The organism is Desulforegula conservatrix Mb1Pa (genome assembly GCF_000426225.1).
Lineage (GTDB): Bacteria > Desulfobacterota > Desulfobacteria > Desulfobacterales > Desulforegulaceae > Desulforegula > Desulforegula conservatrix.
The window spans coordinates 18,670-35,591 of sequence record NZ_AUEY01000018.1; the positions used below are offsets into that span (position 1 = coordinate 18,670).

Consider the following 16,922-nt stretch of genomic DNA (forward strand, 5'->3'; position numbering starts at 1 on the left):
CAAAAACCATAAAGTTATGTGGTTATGCTCAATTCTCAGTGATATTTTAAAAGTCATGGCCCGATCATTTTTAAAACTCTTAAAATATCAATGTTTTTGCCAAATAACAAAACCATGAAGTTTTTGCGGAGCTTTTTTACAAAAAAGCGGCCCGCTCGAGGCACTCGCCCTATCAACTTCAAAACAGCCGGGCGAATACGCTTCGTCTGACTTTGGTCGATTGGGTTATAAAGCCTCGCCGGAGGCAAGCCGAATCTTCACAAAAATCAAATGGATCTCTGCAAAAAACAGAGACCCATAGATTGTTAATCAACTTATTAAATAATCTGACGTATTACAGAAGAACACCTTTTGCAAAGCTGGGGATGTTCGACATCCTGACCTACAAAAGTGTCGTATATCCAGCATCTCGGGCATTTTTCTCCGCCTGCCTTTTCAACTTTAATGGAAAGCCCAGGCAAATCCTGACTAACATATACTTCTCCAAGATTTTCAGAATCAGTCGCCCTTGCAGCAGATACTATGAATATACCCGCAAGATCGTCCGCAAAACCTGAAAGAACATCATAAACATCGCCTTCAGCCTGTATTGTCACGGATGAATCGAGTGAATGGCCGACAAGCTTTGTAACTCTGGCCTGCTCTATCGCCTTTGTTACATCGCCCCTCACCTTAAGGATAGTTTCCCATTTTGCGGCAAGTTCGTCATTTCTCCACGCTTCATTATAAACAGGCATATCAGCAAGATGAACACTCGCTGGCCTGCCCTCTGTCTTTGGCATATATTTCCATACTTCTTCGGACGTGAAGCAGAGAATCGGAGCCATGGCCTTAACAATTGAATCAAGGATTATGTGCATGACAGTCTGTGCGCTTCTTCTTTCGACAGATCCAGCAGGCAGAACATAGAGTCTGTCCTTCAGAATATCTAAGTAAAATGCGGAAAGATCCACGCCGCAGTAATTAGCAAGCGTATGATGGATAATGTGAAGATCATAATCATCATATGCTTTCTTTATTCTATCAAGAATGTCCCCAAGCCTGTGAAGCGCAAATCTGTCGAGGCTTGTCATTTCATCAAGAGCAACCGCGTCTTTTGAAGGATCAAAATCAGAAAGATTGCCAAGAATGAACCGGCAGGTATTTCTGATGCGCCTGTATGCGTCTGAAAGCTGTTTCAGAATATTGTCAGAGATTCTGATATCATCTCTGTAGTCAGAAGACGCTACCCAGAGCCTTAATATTTCGGCCCCGAATTTTTTGATGACTTCTTCAGGAGCAATTACATTGCCCACTGACTTGGACATCTTGCGACCTTCGGCATCCACAACAAAACCGTGGGTAAGAACTGATTTATAAGGAGCTGAACCTTTGATTCCCACAGAAGTAAGAAGAGAACTGTGGAACCAGCCTCTATGCTGGTCACTGCCTTCAAGATACATATCAGCAGGCCATGAGAGCGCAGGGTTTGTTTTGAGAACAGCTGCATGGCTGACGCCTGAGTCAAACCATACGTCAAGAATATCTCTTTCCTTGCCAAAATCAGAAGATCCGCATTTGGAACATTTTGTACCTTCTGGCAGGAAGAAAGAAGCATCCTTTTCAAACCATGCATCTACGCCGTTTTCCTTGAAAAGCTCGTAAATACGGTCTGCTATTTCCTTTGTCATGTGCAGCTCATCACAGTCCTTGCAATGGAACATGGTGATCGGAACTCCCCATGATCTCTGCCTTGAAACGCACCAGTCCGGACGATTTTCAATCATGCCGTGTATTCTGTCACGTCCCCAACTTGGAATCCACTGGACTCTTTCAATTTCATCAAGGGCTTTTTTTCTCAGGCCTGTCTTGTCCATTGAAATGAACCACTGTGCCGTAGCCCTGAAAATAACTGGTTTTTTGCATCTCCAGCAGTGGGGATAGGAATGGTTCATTTTTTCTTCTTTAACGAGCATGCCCTTTTCTTTAAGGATGTTTATTACTGACTCGTTTGCCTTGAAAACAAACTGCCCCTCAAGACCAGGAGCTTCCTTTGTATAGCATCCGTTATCGCCTACAGGAGCAAAAGGCTCTAGGCCGTACCTGAGTCCGACAATATGGTCGTCCGTACCATGTCCGGGAGCTGTGTGAACACAACCTGTTCCAGCTTCAAGAGTAACATGAAGGCCGTTCATTATTATCGAGTCACGATCATAAAAAGGATGTGAACATTTGAGGCCGTCTATCTGAACTCCTGTGAATTCGGCAATTGTATTGATTGTTTCAATACCGAAAGTCTGCATGCATTTTTCAGCAAGTTCCTTTGCGACCACAAGAACTTCATCTCCATTTTCTATTGCTGAGTACTCAAAATCAGGGTTAACACTGACACCAAGGTTGGCAGGAATTGTCCATGGAGTTGTCGTCCATATTACCAGAAATATTTTCTTGCCAGCAAGGGCAGGAGATATGAAAGACAAATCGTCTTTTACAGGAAAACGAACATATATTGAAGGCGAGACAGTATTTTCATGCTCTATTTCAGCTTCTGCAAGAGCTGTAGTACAGCTGCAGCACCAGTGAATCGGCTTTTTCCCCCTGAAAAGGCTGCCTTTAAGATAAAATTCACAGCACTCACGGGCAATCTCGGCCTCGTACTGATAATTCATTGTAAGATAAGGATTCTGCCAGTCAGCAAGAACACCGAGTCTTCGGAACTCGTCCCTCTGGATGTTTATGAATCCTGATGCGTATTCACGGCACTTTCCGCGGATTTCGGCTGTTGTCATGTCATGTTTTTTCTTGCCGAGCTGTTTGTCGACATTAAGCTCTATAGGAAGGCCGTGACAGTCCCAGCCAGGAACATACGGAGCGTCAAAACCAGCCATCTGGCGTGATTTAACAACTATATCCTTTAATATTTTATTAAGGGCTGTTCCGATATGAATATGTCCGTTTGCATACGGAGGGCCGTCGTGAAGGATGAATTTCTGTCTGCCTTTTGAGTGCTCACGAATATTCCCGTACAGGTTTCCTTCTTCCCATGCCTTTATCTGTACAGGTTCACGGCTTGCAAGATCCGCCTTCATGGGGAAATCTGTAACCGGAAGATTCAACGTATTCTTATAGTCCATCACCAATGGTCCTCCAAACGGGATTTCAATGAGGACGCCCCTCTTTTGTAGCAATAACGATTTATATGGCGTCCATTATTTTATAAAGAGAATGAATTTAACCAGACGTTCATTTGGTGTCAAGGAAATGCTTGCTTCTCACTAACTTCTGCATTCAGTTTCCAAGATAAAAACTGAAAAATTTTGCGGGATCATCTGTCATAATGCCTTCAAGGTCAAGCTCAATTGCCTTTGAAAGTGTCTGGGGAATATTGCAGGAATAGGTATAAACCTTTCTTCCGGCAGCCTTTGCAGCATTTACAAATCCCGGAGTCAGATCATTTATGTCCATACAGAATGCAGAAATAAAATGAGGGGCCTTTTCAGGATTTTTGAAATACCCGTAATCTGTTTCCATATTCATTACATATCTAAGCTTAGGCATTATCTTATAAAAACCAGACAAGAGATCTCCGTCAAATGAAAGTACAGAAACTTTTTCTTCTATATTTTGAGGCATGAAATTTTTCAGTGAATCAGCAAGAAGCTCTAAGAATTTTTCACGCCTGCTGCCGTCAAGATCGCCTGGATATGATTTAAGCTCAAGCATCAGCATGGTCTGGGGCAAATATTTTTCAAAAAAATAATCAAGTGTCATGATCTTCTGACCAGAATATGATTCTGTAAACCATTTACCGCAATCAAGTTTCCTAAGTTCTTTCAGGGTGATCTCAGAAATCGGCCTTGGTTTCTTCTCAAGTTTTTTTGTGGTTCTGTCGTGATAGATCACAAGCTTGTCATCCGAGGTCATCTGAATATCTGTCTCAAAACCGTCTATGGGATATTCGAGGGCAAGATCAAAAGCTGCCTCAGTGTTTTCAGGAGCGGCGGCCATTGCCCCTCTATGTGCAATCACAAGCCTTTCGTATTTTCTATTCTTCAAAATATTCCTCCACTGCCCTTTTATCCTTTTTTACCTCTAGTTCTTTGAGCCTCGAGTCCATATGCTCATGAAGCGCCATGAGATCATGTTCAAGATGCTGAAGCTCGCTTATCCGCTCCCTGATTTCCGCAAGTCTCCTGTCTCCGAATTTAAGCGCCTTTCTGAGCTGTTCTGCCTCATTGTAATCCACATCTGTCATTCCTATAATTTCAGCAATTTCCTCGAGTGTATAGCCGAACCTTTTGCCCCTCAGAATAAGCCTGAGCCTTGCCCTGTCCCTCTTGGTATAGAACCTCTGATTACCATTTGTCCTGCCTGGCGAGATCATGCCCTTTTCTTCGTAAAATCTTATGGAACGCGTGCTTACGTCAAATTCATGTGCAAGTTCCGATATAGTAATTATATCTTTTTGAGTAATTATATCTTTTTTGGGCTCTTCAGAATTCATCATAATCCTATTCATTAAATCGGCTCATTTATACCGTATTTCCAAAATTACCGGAAGATTACACAAAAAGCCGTCCGATAAAAACAAATAATTTCGTTCTGTAATCATTATTATATACGGGTTTATTGATATGAAACTTAGAGTATTGACAAAGTTCATTGCTTGATATAATCGTTATTTACGTTAACGTAAACACTAAGATCATCACAAACGAAATCAACAGCAAAAAAACATTCAGAGGAACGCACCATGGAAAAGCTGTTTTACCCTGAATCCATAGCCATTGCAGGTCTTTCTTCAAAAAAGCAGAATACGCCCAAAATAATCCTGGAAAACCTTATAAGATGGGGATACAAGGGCAGAATTTTCGGAATCAACCCATCAGCAACCGAAAACGAAGTATGCGGGATCAAAATATACAAAAGCGCCACAGAGCTACCTGAAATTCCTGATCTTGGGGTGATCCTCATTCCTGCAAAACATGTCCCTCCGGCTGTGGATGACTGCGGAAACGGAGGAATAAAGCGGCTTGCCGTACTTGCGGGCGGATTCAATGAAAGCAGCGAAGAAGGCCTGATTCTTGCCGAACAGCTTGTGGCCAATGCAAAAAAGCACGGAATAAAATTCGTCGGCCCCAATGCTTTTACTCTGGCAAATACCGCAAATGGCCTGTGCTTTCCTTTCGTACCGAGCTTCAAGCCTCCTAAAGGAGGACTCTCCTTAATAACCCAGAGTGGCGGACTTGGAATATTTCTGTGGAATCTCATGGAAAATGAAAACGTGGGACTCGCCAAGTTTGTCAGTATCGGTAACAAGCTGAATCTGGATGAAAGCGACTTCATTGAATATCTCGGCAATGACTCTGAAACCAAGGTAATCTGCCTTTATCTTGAAAGTATTGTTAACGGGACCAAGCTCATTGAGGCTGCCCAGAAAATAAACAAGCCATTGATTGTCTACAAGGCCAACACCACAGTAGCCGGAAACAAGGCGGCAATGAGCCATACGGCTTCACTCAGCAACAACGAGGATATCATTGATTCGGCCTTTGAAAGGGCTGGAATCATAAGAATTGACAACTTCAGGGATTTCATAACAACAGCAAAGGCTTTTGACCTTCCTCCAATGAAAGGCAGGCGCATATTTACAATGAGTCCTGCCGGTGGCATTGCAGTTTCAATGGCAGATATATGCGAAAAGGAAGGATTCTGTTTTGCCGATCCGGGGGTAGCCTTCTATAATGAACTTTCCGACATCGCCAACGCAGGCATAATTAAATTTTCCAACCCCCTCGACATGGGAGATTTTTACAAATCCAACATGTACCCCCTCATTTTCAGCAGGGTTCTTGAAAATGAAAATGTTGACGGAGCAGTCTGCGTAAGTCAGTGGCCTAAAATGCCTTCTGGAGGAGAAGACTATTTCACGGATCTCTTTAATACTGATATTTCAAATCCGACAATAGGAGCGATAAGGTCATCAAATAAGCCGCTTGCATTTGCGCTTTATGGCCACGGCCCATATGTCGCAAATATAAAGAGAAGGCTCTCCATCCCTGTTTTTGATGGCCCTGAAGAAGCAATCAAGGCGATGAAACGCCAGATGGCCTTTTATACGAAAAAAGCAGAAGGGAACTTTATCCCTACCCAAGTCGACGGTATTAACAAGACCGCTGCTGCCGAATGGATAAAAGATAAGGATGGCGTTCTTGGCGAGGAAAGTCTGGAGCTTCTTGAGTTCTATGGAATCAAATGCCCTGAATCACAGGTTGCAAACTCCCCGGACGAAGCTGCAAAAGCAGCTGCAAAAATTGGATTTCCTGTGGTCATGAAGGTAGTATCTCCTGATGCTGTTCACAAAACTGAGGCTGGCGGAGTTCTTGTTGAAATAAAATCAGCAGATGAAGCTAAAAAAGGCTTTGAAACCATAAAAAGCAATCTCGAAGCTTATAAGAAAAACGCCCGCCTTGATGGTATCAGAATTACGGAAATGGCATCATCCGGCCATGATATGTTTGTCGGCGGAGTAAACGATCCGTCCTTCGGCCCGGTTGTGTTTTTCGGATACGGCGGAATTTTTGTCGAAGTTTTTAAAGATGTTGAAAACACTCTATGCCCGTCTTCAATTGAAGAAATTAAAGGCAAAATAACACGCCTAAAATCATACATGATACTTTCAGGAACAAGGGGTCAAAAGGCGGCAGATATAGAGGCCTATGCATCACTGATTTTAAGGGTATCACATCTTATGGCCGATTTCCCTGAAATCAAGGAGCTTGACCTGAACCCGGTGAGAATTCTGGAGAGGGGCGGTGTTATGGCATTAGACGCAAGGATGGGGATTAAAAGATAACAAGGTCGCAAAAAGTCCGATTACCGTCATTCCGGCGCAGGCCGGAATCCAGAAGTATTTGAAATTACTGGATGCCGGACCAAGTCCGGCATGACGACACCTCCCATTTTTGATTTTTTGCGAGACCATCAATAATAAAAAACAAGGGAATTTTTTAAAAAAAATCCCATTGTCCCCTTCAAAAACTTTCAGGAGCTAAAATGACATACTCTACTGTTTACAATTCAAAAATACTTTCACCGGAAGCCGCCGTAAGTCACATCAAGTCCGGAGACTGGGTAGACTATGGTTCGCTGATATGCGTTCCCAAGGTTCTTGATCAGGCGCTCGCTAAAAGAATCGATTCCCTGACCGATGTCAAGGTCAGATCCATAGCCTTTCAGGGAACTGCAGCAGTTGCAGAGGCAAATCAAGGCATGAACAAAATCATCTACAATAGCTGGCATTTTAGCGGCTCGGACAGAAAACTCCATGACAGCGGCAACTGTCACTTCATACCCTTTGTTTTTCATGAGGGGCCAGGCCATTACAGAAAAAATGTCAGGGTTGACGTATGCATGCTCAGAACAGGGCCGATGGACAGATTCGGATTTTTCAACTATGGAGCGGCAAACACTTGCACACGCTCGGCAATTGAAAACGCCAGACTTGTAATAATAGAAATAAACGAGTCAATCCCCAGATGTCTTGGCGGATATGATGAAGCCGTGCATATTTCAGAGGTTGATTATATTGTTGAAACAGACAATACACCTCCATTTTCAATTCCAGACCCTGTAACCACAGAAACAGACAGAAAGATTGCCGAACTGATCGTAAAAGAAATAAAAAACGGAGACTGCATCCAGCTTGGAATAGGAGCAATGCCAAATGCCATAGGAAAAATGATCGCAGACTCTGATCTCAAAAATCTTGGCGTTCACACTGAAATGCTGGCAGACTCATATCTTGCCATGTACAAGGCTGGAAAACTTACAAACCGAAATAAGGTAACAGATCCGGGCAAAATCGTTTATACTTTTGCACTCGGAAGTTCGGAGCTTTATGATTTCCTCGACAACAATCCCTGCTGCGCAAGTTTTCCCGTTGACTACACCAATAATCTGCAAAGAATTATGTCAAATCCTGGCATGATATCCATAAACAATGCGCTTGAGGCAGATTTGTTCGGGCAGATCTCCTCTGAATCATGTGGGAACAGACATATCACAGGAACAGGCGGTCAGTTCGACTTTGCCTATGGGGCATATCATTCGGCCGGTGGAAAATCCTTTATATGCTTCACATCAACCACAAAAGACAAGGACGGCAAAATCAGATCAAGAATCCGGCCATCCTTTGATACAGGAACAATAGTTACCCTGCCCCGGACAATAACTAATTATGTGGTCACAGAACACGGCATCGTCAATCTAAAGGGTAAATCCACATGGGAAAGGGCAGAGGCCCTCATAAGCATTGCCCACCCTCTTTTTAGGGATGAACTTGTAAGGGATGCCGAAAGAATGGGGATATGGACAAAAAGCAACAGGATTGATGCTGATTAAAAAGATGAATATCTGAAAATATTGAATGGTGGATAATTCCAAAAGACGGCTCCATCGTTAAACAGGGAGCCTCCGGCGAGGCTTTATAACCCAATAGACCAAAGTCAGACGAAGCGTATTCTTTCGGCTGTTTTGAAGTTGCTATGGGAGTGCCTCGAGCGGGTCGCTTTTTGGAAAAAGCTCCGCAAAAACTTTGTGGTTTTGTTAGTAGACAAAAACACTGATATTTTTAGAGTCTTACAAATGTTCAGGCCATGACCTTTTCAAATATTACTGAGAATTGAGCATAGCCACATTTTGATATGACCTGCATTATGCAAAAAAAAGACCGTGATAGTTTTGCTGGGAATTTAGATTTGTCTTCTATCTTTTGTCTTCTAAAACTTGACTGTAGAGCTGTTTAAATATAGTCTCACATGGCTAAAAGATCAGGCAAGATTAATCAGTTAACTAAAAATCCAAGGAAATTTTTCGATGAAAAGGATAATTCTGCTTTTTATGTTTGTATCAGCATTCTTTTTTGGTGGCTGCGCCCAGATAAAAATAAATGTTACAGACAAACAAATAAATGAAAAGCTATCCGAAAACTTCCCTCTTAAAAAAACATTTCTGGTCTTTGAACTTGCATGCAACAACCCCCAGATTATTCTCACAGAAGGTACTGAAAAAGTTACAATAAGCGTAGACGCCAAAGTTGGTGTCAATATGATGAACAACATCATGCCTATTGGTGATGGCACAATTCAGGCCACTTCAGGACTCAAATTCAATACTGATACAGGAGAGCTTTTCCTGAACGACTGTCAGGTGGATAAACTAGACATAAAAAATATACCAGCCCAGTATACTGAACAGATAACAGAACTGACAAAATTCACCAACACAACCTTAACAGGGCTTCTTAGCCAGCATCCTATATATGTCCTTGAATCCAAGGACAGGGACGTAGATACGATAATTGGCAAATTCAAGCTTCAGGACATGCAAATTCAAAATGGTAAACTTGTTCTTACCATGGGTAAATAGATACAATCTGATTTGAACACCATATGCCCCTTATTACTACAATTTTAAGGGCATGTTAAAAAGGCAGAAGAAAGCGTCAGCGTCATGCAGGACTTGATCCTGCGCCCAGTATTTTGAGTTATTTATATTTTTCAGGCGTAGTTCCCGTTAAGTGCGGAATACTTTATTATTCCAACAGCTAACTAATACTTTTAATAAAACTGCCTTCCACACTCAAAGGAAACAGAGTCTTATTTTTGATTTCAACTTTTCAGTGGGACATAGCCGTTTGAAATAATTTGCCGGGCTCTTGACGCCAAATTCACAAGTGGGAAAGCAATTTGCTGATCCGGCAACAGTTCCAGATTTATGACAAGTCTTTGAATTGAAGCAGGTATGTATTTTTCAAAATTTTTCTTCCCCTTAACCATAGAAAGAAAAGAAAAAGCCCCGAGAATCTGGAGATTCCTTGCGACCTTGCAGAACAAGAGGCTTTCAGTAAATTCATGCCTGTCGGACATGGAGAATTCGGTTAAACATTCAAAGGCATAATCTTCGAGACTTATTATCAGATTTTCAGAAAGCCCTACATAGGGATCAATAAGAAGAGAGGCCAGATCATACTGAAAAGGGCCTTTTCTTGCACCCTGATAGTCTATGAAAAAAGGTTTCCCGTTTTTAATCATTATATTCCTGGACTGACAGTCTCTATGCATCAATCCTTTGAAACCTTTTGCTGAGGCTCCTTCTGATATGTATTCAAAAGCGGCATCTATGGATGTGTCTGAAATTTCAAGGCCCAGATAATTTTTTATAAAAGCGTCTCTGAAATAATGGCACTCCTTTTCAAGAACCATTTCCCTTGAATATTCAGTAGTCTGCCATGCCCATGAAGCGTCAAAGCCGTCAAATCCTTTTACGGAAAAGGTGACCAGATCAGATATTACCTTTTTATACATTTCTTTTATATCCTGCTGACTATTCGCAGATTCCACAAAATCAGCAAGATGGATATTCCCAAGGTCTTTTAAAAAAACCAGACCGCTGAAAACATCTCCTTTAATTATCTCTGAAACAGGTATTCCTTTTTTATATAGATGCTGACCAATATTAACAAAGGACTCTGCCTCGCATATAGTTTCAGAATTCTTTATGCCATGCTCGGCTAATACTTTTACCCCGCCATTACCTGAAACCCTGAACCACTGCCTGTCGGAACCATCGCCCTTCAACCTTTCATATGCCATATCAGATGGGGCGGCTCCCAAAACGCTTGCGGCCAGCATCTGCCTTGATAATCCCAGATATGCTTCAGGGGTACCAATATCTTCCCAAGCGAATCTATCAGGGACAAAGGCCCTGACATTTATGCCGTCAGATATAAGAGTGCTGTACGCTTCTATGATTGAAGAAGGAATATTTTCAGGAATAAAATCAAGAATAACCGGAGATACGACCTGAATGCCCGTGAATGCCAGAAGTCGGCCCTTACCAGCTTCTTTAACCCTGAATTCTGAAATGCTGCCGTCAAAATCAACGGCTACATTATTGAATCTTGGATCATCATGCATCAGAAGGGTCGCGGCAGCGCGTGATCCGGCATGATGCCTGTAAATCTGCCTGAAATCAAAATCAGTAAAAATATCACTATTGACTACAAAAAAAGGTTCGTCATCCCAGAATTCCGCAATGTTTCTGATCGCCCCGCCTGTATCAAGTATGGCAGGTTCATACACAGTCCTGACATCGGCATGATATGCCCCCTTTTTCACATGTGCCTCAATCTTTTCGGCAAGATGATGGGTATTGACCATTATAGCGGAACACCCAGCAGAAACAAGCTGGGTGATTATTCTGTCCAGCACTGCGACACCCTCGATTGTAAAGAGAGGTTTAGGAGTCACATATGTATATGGCCGCAGTCTTGTTCCAAGGCCTGCGGCAAGCACAAGGGCTTTCATATTCTTTCCAGTCAGGCTAATTCATTATCTCAAGAAATTTTTGAACCTTCGAACAGAGGGAGCGAATGTCAGCATCAGACCTAATCCCTTTCTCATTCAGATAAAGAAGAGCGTTTCTGAAATTCTCCTTGGAAATTGCTTCTCCGCACTCAATATCACTGGATCTGAACATCTTGTTCCCTGCGGAAAACATCTTCTTGATATGCTCTTTTTCATCAAGCTCTTCAAAAGGATGTTTTTCAAGGCTTGTAAGAACAATCAGCAGAGATTCCATAAAAGCCCTTAAGAAACGGGCAAAAAGCTTAAGTTTTCTAAAACCAGAAGAGGTTATATTATAGGTATCGGGCAAATCATGATGTGGAACTATAATGGCATCGTCTATGAAAGCTTTCAGGTTTCTCCTGACCTTCCGTGCAGAGTCATGAAGAGAAGTGTCAGGAAATTCAAACCTGAACATTTCCTTGAGAACGCTATATGTCTTGTGCAGGTCGAAAGACGTAAACTGGAAGGCATCGTTTTCAAGAATGCTTAATGCAGTATAAGCAGCTGGAATAAAAAAGGAAATACATGAATTTTTATAATAATCCAGAAGTGGACGTTTGTTCTCTTTTACAAATATATTCGTTTCATTCAGAGGTACATCATCTCCGGCATATTTTTCTATAAATCCCCGATCAAGGAATGAGTCAAGAACCGAGTCAAAGGCGTCATCAGGCTCTGAGTTCAAAGTATCGGCAAGACGAGCATTCTGGGCTACAAGATAATTCAGATAAACCCCCATCTCTTCATGCAGGTGCGAGTACTCAAGCCTTTTTTTCTGGCTGTTAAGAAGGGCTGAGGCAACGATGCCATGGGGAGTAACCATTCCAACTTCCGCTATTGAATTTATTATGCGAAGGCCCATATCACAGCATATCTCGTGTTTCTCCTCTTTCTCAACAGACTTGATATCAATACCTGCATCCTGAAGGTATTGCTTGAAGGAAATGGGCTGGCTGAAATTCACATAAACTTTCCCATACCTTTTTTTAAGAAATTTCCTGGCTCCCACAACCTGTGAAATATTTTCTTCCTGTTTTGCCCCACCCTCTCTCTCATGTAGATAGGCTTTTTCCTCAAGCACCCTGTCATATCCGATATTAATTGGTACAAACATAAGATCAGGACAGGACTCTTTCTTGTAGGCATCAAAAAGATAGGACATAAGCCCCATTTTAGGATACAGAAGCTTCCCGCTTCTGCTCCGTCCGCCTTCAATAAAAAATTCCAGATTGAATCCTTCCTCAAGTAGCTTGGCAATATAAGCTCCAAAGATTCTTGAATAAATAAGGTTGCCTTTAAAAGTTCGTCTTAAAAAGAATGCGCCGCCGCCTCTGAAAATTGTCCCCATTGGCCAGAAAGAAAGATTTTTCCCGGCTGCAATGTGGGGGCAAGGCATATGGTGATGATGGAAGACATAGGAAAGAATCAAATAATCAAGATGGCTTTTATGACAAGGCACAAGCACAAGAGGTGCGGAGTGCGAAGCTTTTTTAAGCTCTGCCAGGCCATTGACGTCGACGACCATGCCTTCAAAAATATTTTTGAGCATCCAGGTAAGAACAATATCGTAAATTTTGATCCACTTCATGCTGTAGTTTGCTGCAATTTCATCAATATAAGCATCCGCTTTTTTTCTAAGGCTATAAATGGATGCATCCTGTTCTTTGGCCTGGGACTCAATGAATGATCTTATGTCATAACTTGAGAGAACACTTTCCTTGATTTCCTCCCTAGACTTAAGAATAGGGCCTGTAACGCTCTGACGGTGGCGGTTCAAACGATCAATCAGATTGAATCTGAGTGACAGGGCCTGGAACTCGGGATGTTTTCCGGCAATTTCAGGTCTTCCAAGATATTCCTTAAGATTTACCGGCTCAGAAAAATCCACAAAAACCTTTTTTGAGTTTTTGAAAAGGATAAACAGCCTTCTCAGTCTTCCCGGCTTTTCCTGGCTGCCAAGAATAATATCCAAAAGACTTGGATTTGATCTATCCGGATTGATGCTGAAGAAGACAAGCTCAGGAACAAGAAAAATAGGTTTTTCCATTGTCTTCTGAAGCTCCAATAGATGCTGTATCGGATCTGTTTTTGACTTGATGAACCTGAGATAGAAGGCCCTGCTGTCAATGAGAGACATAAACGCATTATCACCTGATATCAGCCTATCCCTGACAAATCCGGTGGAATAAGGATCAAGTGAACCGAGTCCTCGAAAAAAATAATCAATTTTTGCAAGAAATACCCGGAACAATTTCACCATGGACTGCATGCCGTATATGGAGTGATCAAAGCCTATTGTGGCGTATGGAAGGCCATCATTTCTAAGCCTGGCATATGAAAAAAGATAATTGAAAAAACTCTTGTATTTGCTGACATATACAATAACGCCCTCTTTTGAGAGTCCTTCGATGAGCTGTCTGTTTTTTTCATCAAGTCTTATGTTTCTGTAAAGAAGCTTGAAAAAAAGGCCTGAAATAAATCCAGGCTTTTTGGGTAATTGGCATAGAAAATGGTGGTAGGTTTTTCCAAGTAAAAACTGAATAAAAGTGTAGTAAAATTCTGCCGCATTTTTTAAGTATTTTAAACTTGCCATTATTTTGTTCCTTCACTTGAATTTCAAATGGGATTTTTCTGTTGCTGGGACAGATATAATGAATGCTGCTAAGAAACCTTCTTTAAGGAGGCGGATGTAAACCATTTATATCCGGCTTTTCTCCGCAATTAAAAAAACTGTTATATAATTATCTGATTTTATTATTAATCAACTAGAATAATAATTCCAGAAATTATAAATAATCCCTTAAAAAAATAGTGTCAACAGCGATTATTGCCCAAGAGGTCAAACCTGATATTCAACATACTAAAATAATTAATTAAATATAAAAAAATATACTTTATAATGATTACTATTGATTTATGAACCCAGTTTTGGCAGAGTGCCCATAAGCAAAATATCCCCTGATATTTAAAGCTTGCCATTAAAAAAACGGTGTGCTACGGTTCACGCCATTTGAGTACACAGCCCTAACCATAAGCTTTTACAGGATTCCAACGGAATCGGGGCGAGATGGCAACTCAGAGAAAGTGCCCGAAAAACAGGATCCAAAGGCAACAGTTACGCTTTGCACAATCAAGCACCTGGAAAGCCTTTAAGTGCATATTGAACTAAAAAAGAAAAATAGAGTTTTTCTTTCTTTTAATTTTTCAAAAAGGGAGGATTGGGTTTTATGAAAACGTTGATCGGCGGCGCAATCGGCGCAGTACTTGGTGTTATTGGAATTGCGGTTTTTTTTGATTCATTTCTTCAGATAATCGCAGGAACTCTTCCAGCGCTTCTCCTTCTCGGAGGCGGGCTTGCACTTTACCTCGGTTTTGATGAACTGAAGGATTCTTGGCAGAAAGACAAATCTGTTGATGCAGCAGATGCTAAAGAAGAGTAAGTAATTCTGATTCATATCAGATAGAGCTTTAAAAGCCCTGCCTTTATAAAAGGCAGGGCTTTTTTATTATGCACTAAGGCATATGTCAGATCCGTTTGGATGGCGAGGCTGTTATTACGTTTATCAACGGAAAATCATTTTGAAAAAAATAACGGAATAACGGGAATCGGACTTTTTGCAGCCTTGTCACCCCTCAAGTGCCCTTCTTCACATATTTTTCTATAGCTCCTGTGGCTAACTTGTCGGCCCTTTCATTGCCGGGTATACCGCTATGACCTTCAACCTTTATAAAATCAATTTTTTTAAATTTGGAAACCAGTTTTTTAATTTCTGCCACAAGTTCCTGATTTTTTTTGGGCTTCCAATTCAGTGTAATAAGACCAATGGCATATGAGCTGTCAGAATATATTTTCAAGGGTAATTCGTGATTCTTGATTTCAGATAAAGCCCGCCTAATTGCCTCCAGTTCTGCAATATTGTTGGTAGCTTCACCAATATACTCTGAAATTTCTTTTTCATGTCGTCCAAATGCAAAATAGACGCCTATCCCGGATGGCCCGGGATTGCCTGATGAAGCTCCATCTGTATAAACTATTATTGAATCAGGGTCATGACCTGCATCCAGAAAGGCTGAAGAAACCAAGTAGTTCTTTTTCTCTGAACCATTATCAGTTTCTTTTTCCTTTGGCTTACTTCTTGGGGCCTTTTTCTTTTCGAGTTTTTTCGGAAGATCATCCACGCTGCCCAAATTAACCGGATTGACCAGATATTCCTGGTCATGGGATAGATTATATTTAACTCTGACTCTTCCGTTCTGTTGAAGAAGCTGGCCATCGGGTCCTTTTTCAGCCCAGACCTTGTTTCCTTTAAAAACCATTCTGAGCCAGTTCTCTTTATCGTCTGCTTTGTTTTCGTCTGTCATATCAATATAAATGGAATAATGATGCTTTGTTGATATAGTTCTTAAGTCGAGGTTGCCATGATTTGATAATGGCATCGATATCCTCAAGATTTTCTATGCTTTTTCTTAGGTTAATATCACCAAGTATTAAATCTATGGCAAGCTTTTCAAATTCATATTCATAGGCTTCGATTTTCCAATGAAAAACGCCGGTATAGTTCCTTATGATTTCCTGGAGGAGCCGCAGTGAAGTCTCGTAGGAATCGTAATTCATGTGATCAGTCACATGGATAAAGAATCCCCAGCAAAGCTGGCCTGCCCATTTATTTGAGGTTGGTTCAAAACCAACCTCCCGGAGAACGATTCCTGCTCTTTTGTCTTTGGGCAAACCTGAAATGATTGCACCTGTTTCAATAAAAGGAGCTCCGAATTGCTCAAAAGGTGAAGTTGTACCACGTCCTTCCGAAACGTTCGTTCCTTCCCATATTACCTGGCCTGGATAAACAAGTGCAGAATGGGGGGTTGGCAAATTCGGCGAAGGAGGAACCCATGGAAGTCCTGTATCCGAATATATCATCCCTCTTTTCCAGCCTTCCATTTTTATGACTTCAAGCTCACACCCTATCCCGAATTCTTTGTTTATAAAGTATGCAAGCTCGCCGACTGTCAGACCATGGCGCATTGGTATCGGGTATCTGCCGACAAAAGAAGAGTACTCGGTGTCAAGACAATTGCCTTCAACCTTTATCCCTCCCACAGGATTTGGTCTGTCAAGAATTATTACTTTCTTTCCGAACTCCCTCGCAGCTTCCATGCAATATGAGATAGTGTATATAAATGTATATACTCTGGTTCCCACATCAAGCAGATCCACAATCAATACGTCTATGAATTCCATCATCCGCTCTGTCGGCTTCCTGGTTTCACCATAGAGACTAAATACAGGAATACCGAAATCATGCAGAGTCGTATCACCTGATTCGATCATATTGTCCTGTTTTTCCGCAAAAAAACCGTGCTGGGGAGAAAATATTGCCTTAAGCTGACCAGGGAATCTTTCATTGACGAGATATCTTGCATGTATAAAATTTTCATCAACGGATGCGGGGTTGCACAGGAGCCCAAGTCTCTTTCCTTCAATCCAGGGATGGCCTCCTTCAATAAACTTATTCAGTCCGGTCTTTATCATGA

Annotated in this window: 11 protein-coding genes; 4 read left to right on the forward strand and 7 right to left on the reverse strand. The window is 41.6% G+C overall.

The window, feature by feature from the left end; translation table 11 throughout:
* Positions 1-317: 317 nt before the first annotated feature.
* The 3 genes from ileS to K245_RS0108860 form a co-directional block, all read right to left on the reverse strand.
* The gene (gene ileS / locus K245_RS0108850; protein ID WP_027359000.1) at positions 318-3,113 is read right to left on the reverse strand and encodes an isoleucine--tRNA ligase; all 2,796 of its coding nucleotides are present in this window, start codon (positions 3,111-3,113) and stop codon (positions 318-320) included.
* 154 nt (positions 3,114-3,267) lie between these two features.
* Positions 3,268-4,035, reverse strand: a complete 768-nt coding sequence (locus K245_RS0108855; RefSeq protein WP_027359001.1) for a glycerophosphodiester phosphodiesterase — start codon at positions 4,033-4,035, stop codon at positions 3,268-3,270.
* Complete coding sequence (locus tag K245_RS0108860) at positions 4,025-4,498, reverse strand: MerR family transcriptional regulator (protein WP_232223813.1); 474 nt, start codon at positions 4,496-4,498, stop codon at positions 4,025-4,027. The genes K245_RS0108855 and K245_RS0108860 overlap by 11 nt, the downstream gene beginning before the upstream one ends.
* A gap of 234 nt (positions 4,499-4,732) precedes the next feature.
* On the opposite strand from K245_RS0108860, the gene K245_RS0108865 reads away from it, so the two are divergent.
* From K245_RS0108865 to K245_RS0108875, 3 genes are all read left to right on the forward strand, one after another.
* Positions 4,733-6,835, forward strand: a complete 2,103-nt coding sequence (locus tag K245_RS0108865; RefSeq protein ID WP_027359003.1) for an acetate--CoA ligase family protein — start codon at positions 4,733-4,735, stop codon at positions 6,833-6,835.
* Between the two features lie 200 nt (positions 6,836-7,035).
* On the forward strand, positions 7,036-8,382 hold the full coding sequence (locus tag K245_RS0108870; RefSeq protein ID WP_027359004.1) for an acetyl-CoA hydrolase/transferase family protein: 1,347 nt from the start codon (positions 7,036-7,038) through the stop codon (positions 8,380-8,382).
* A 474-nt stretch (positions 8,383-8,856) separates the two neighbouring features.
* Positions 8,857-9,408 (forward strand): DUF1439 domain-containing protein, encoded by a 552-nt coding sequence (locus K245_RS0108875; RefSeq protein ID WP_027359005.1) that lies wholly within the window; start codon positions 8,857-8,859, stop codon positions 9,406-9,408.
* A 242-nt stretch (positions 9,409-9,650) separates the two neighbouring features.
* Here K245_RS0108875 and K245_RS23710 read toward each other — a convergent pair whose 3' ends face one another.
* Both K245_RS23710 and K245_RS23715 read right to left on the reverse strand, forming a co-directional pair.
* Positions 9,651-11,348, reverse strand: coding sequence for a sugar phosphate nucleotidyltransferase (locus tag K245_RS23710; protein ID WP_051283999.1), 1,698 nt, complete (start codon positions 11,346-11,348; stop codon positions 9,651-9,653).
* 16 nt (positions 11,349-11,364) lie between these two features.
* On the reverse strand, positions 11,365-13,983 hold the full coding sequence (locus tag K245_RS23715; protein WP_051284000.1) for a 1-acyl-sn-glycerol-3-phosphate acyltransferase: 2,619 nt from the start codon (positions 13,981-13,983) through the stop codon (positions 11,365-11,367).
* Positions 13,984-14,617: 634 nt separating this feature from the next.
* On the opposite strand from K245_RS23715, the gene K245_RS0108890 reads away from it, so the two are divergent.
* A complete protein-coding gene (locus K245_RS0108890) occupies positions 14,618-14,830 on the forward strand; it encodes a hypothetical protein (RefSeq protein ID WP_027359006.1) in 213 nt (70 codons plus the stop codon).
* A gap of 193 nt (positions 14,831-15,023) precedes the next feature.
* On the opposite strand, the gene K245_RS26510 is transcribed toward K245_RS0108890, so the two are convergent.
* Positions 15,024-15,827, reverse strand: coding sequence for a ribonuclease HI (locus tag K245_RS26510; RefSeq protein WP_084156179.1), 804 nt, complete (start codon positions 15,825-15,827; stop codon positions 15,024-15,026).
* The gene (locus K245_RS0108900; RefSeq protein ID WP_035276835.1) at positions 15,754-16,920 is read right to left on the reverse strand and encodes an exo-beta-N-acetylmuramidase NamZ family protein; all 1,167 of its coding nucleotides are present in this window, start codon (positions 16,918-16,920) and stop codon (positions 15,754-15,756) included. Before K245_RS0108900 ends, K245_RS26510 begins: the two co-directional genes overlap by 74 nt.
* Between the last annotated feature and the right edge of the window lie 2 nt (positions 16,921-16,922).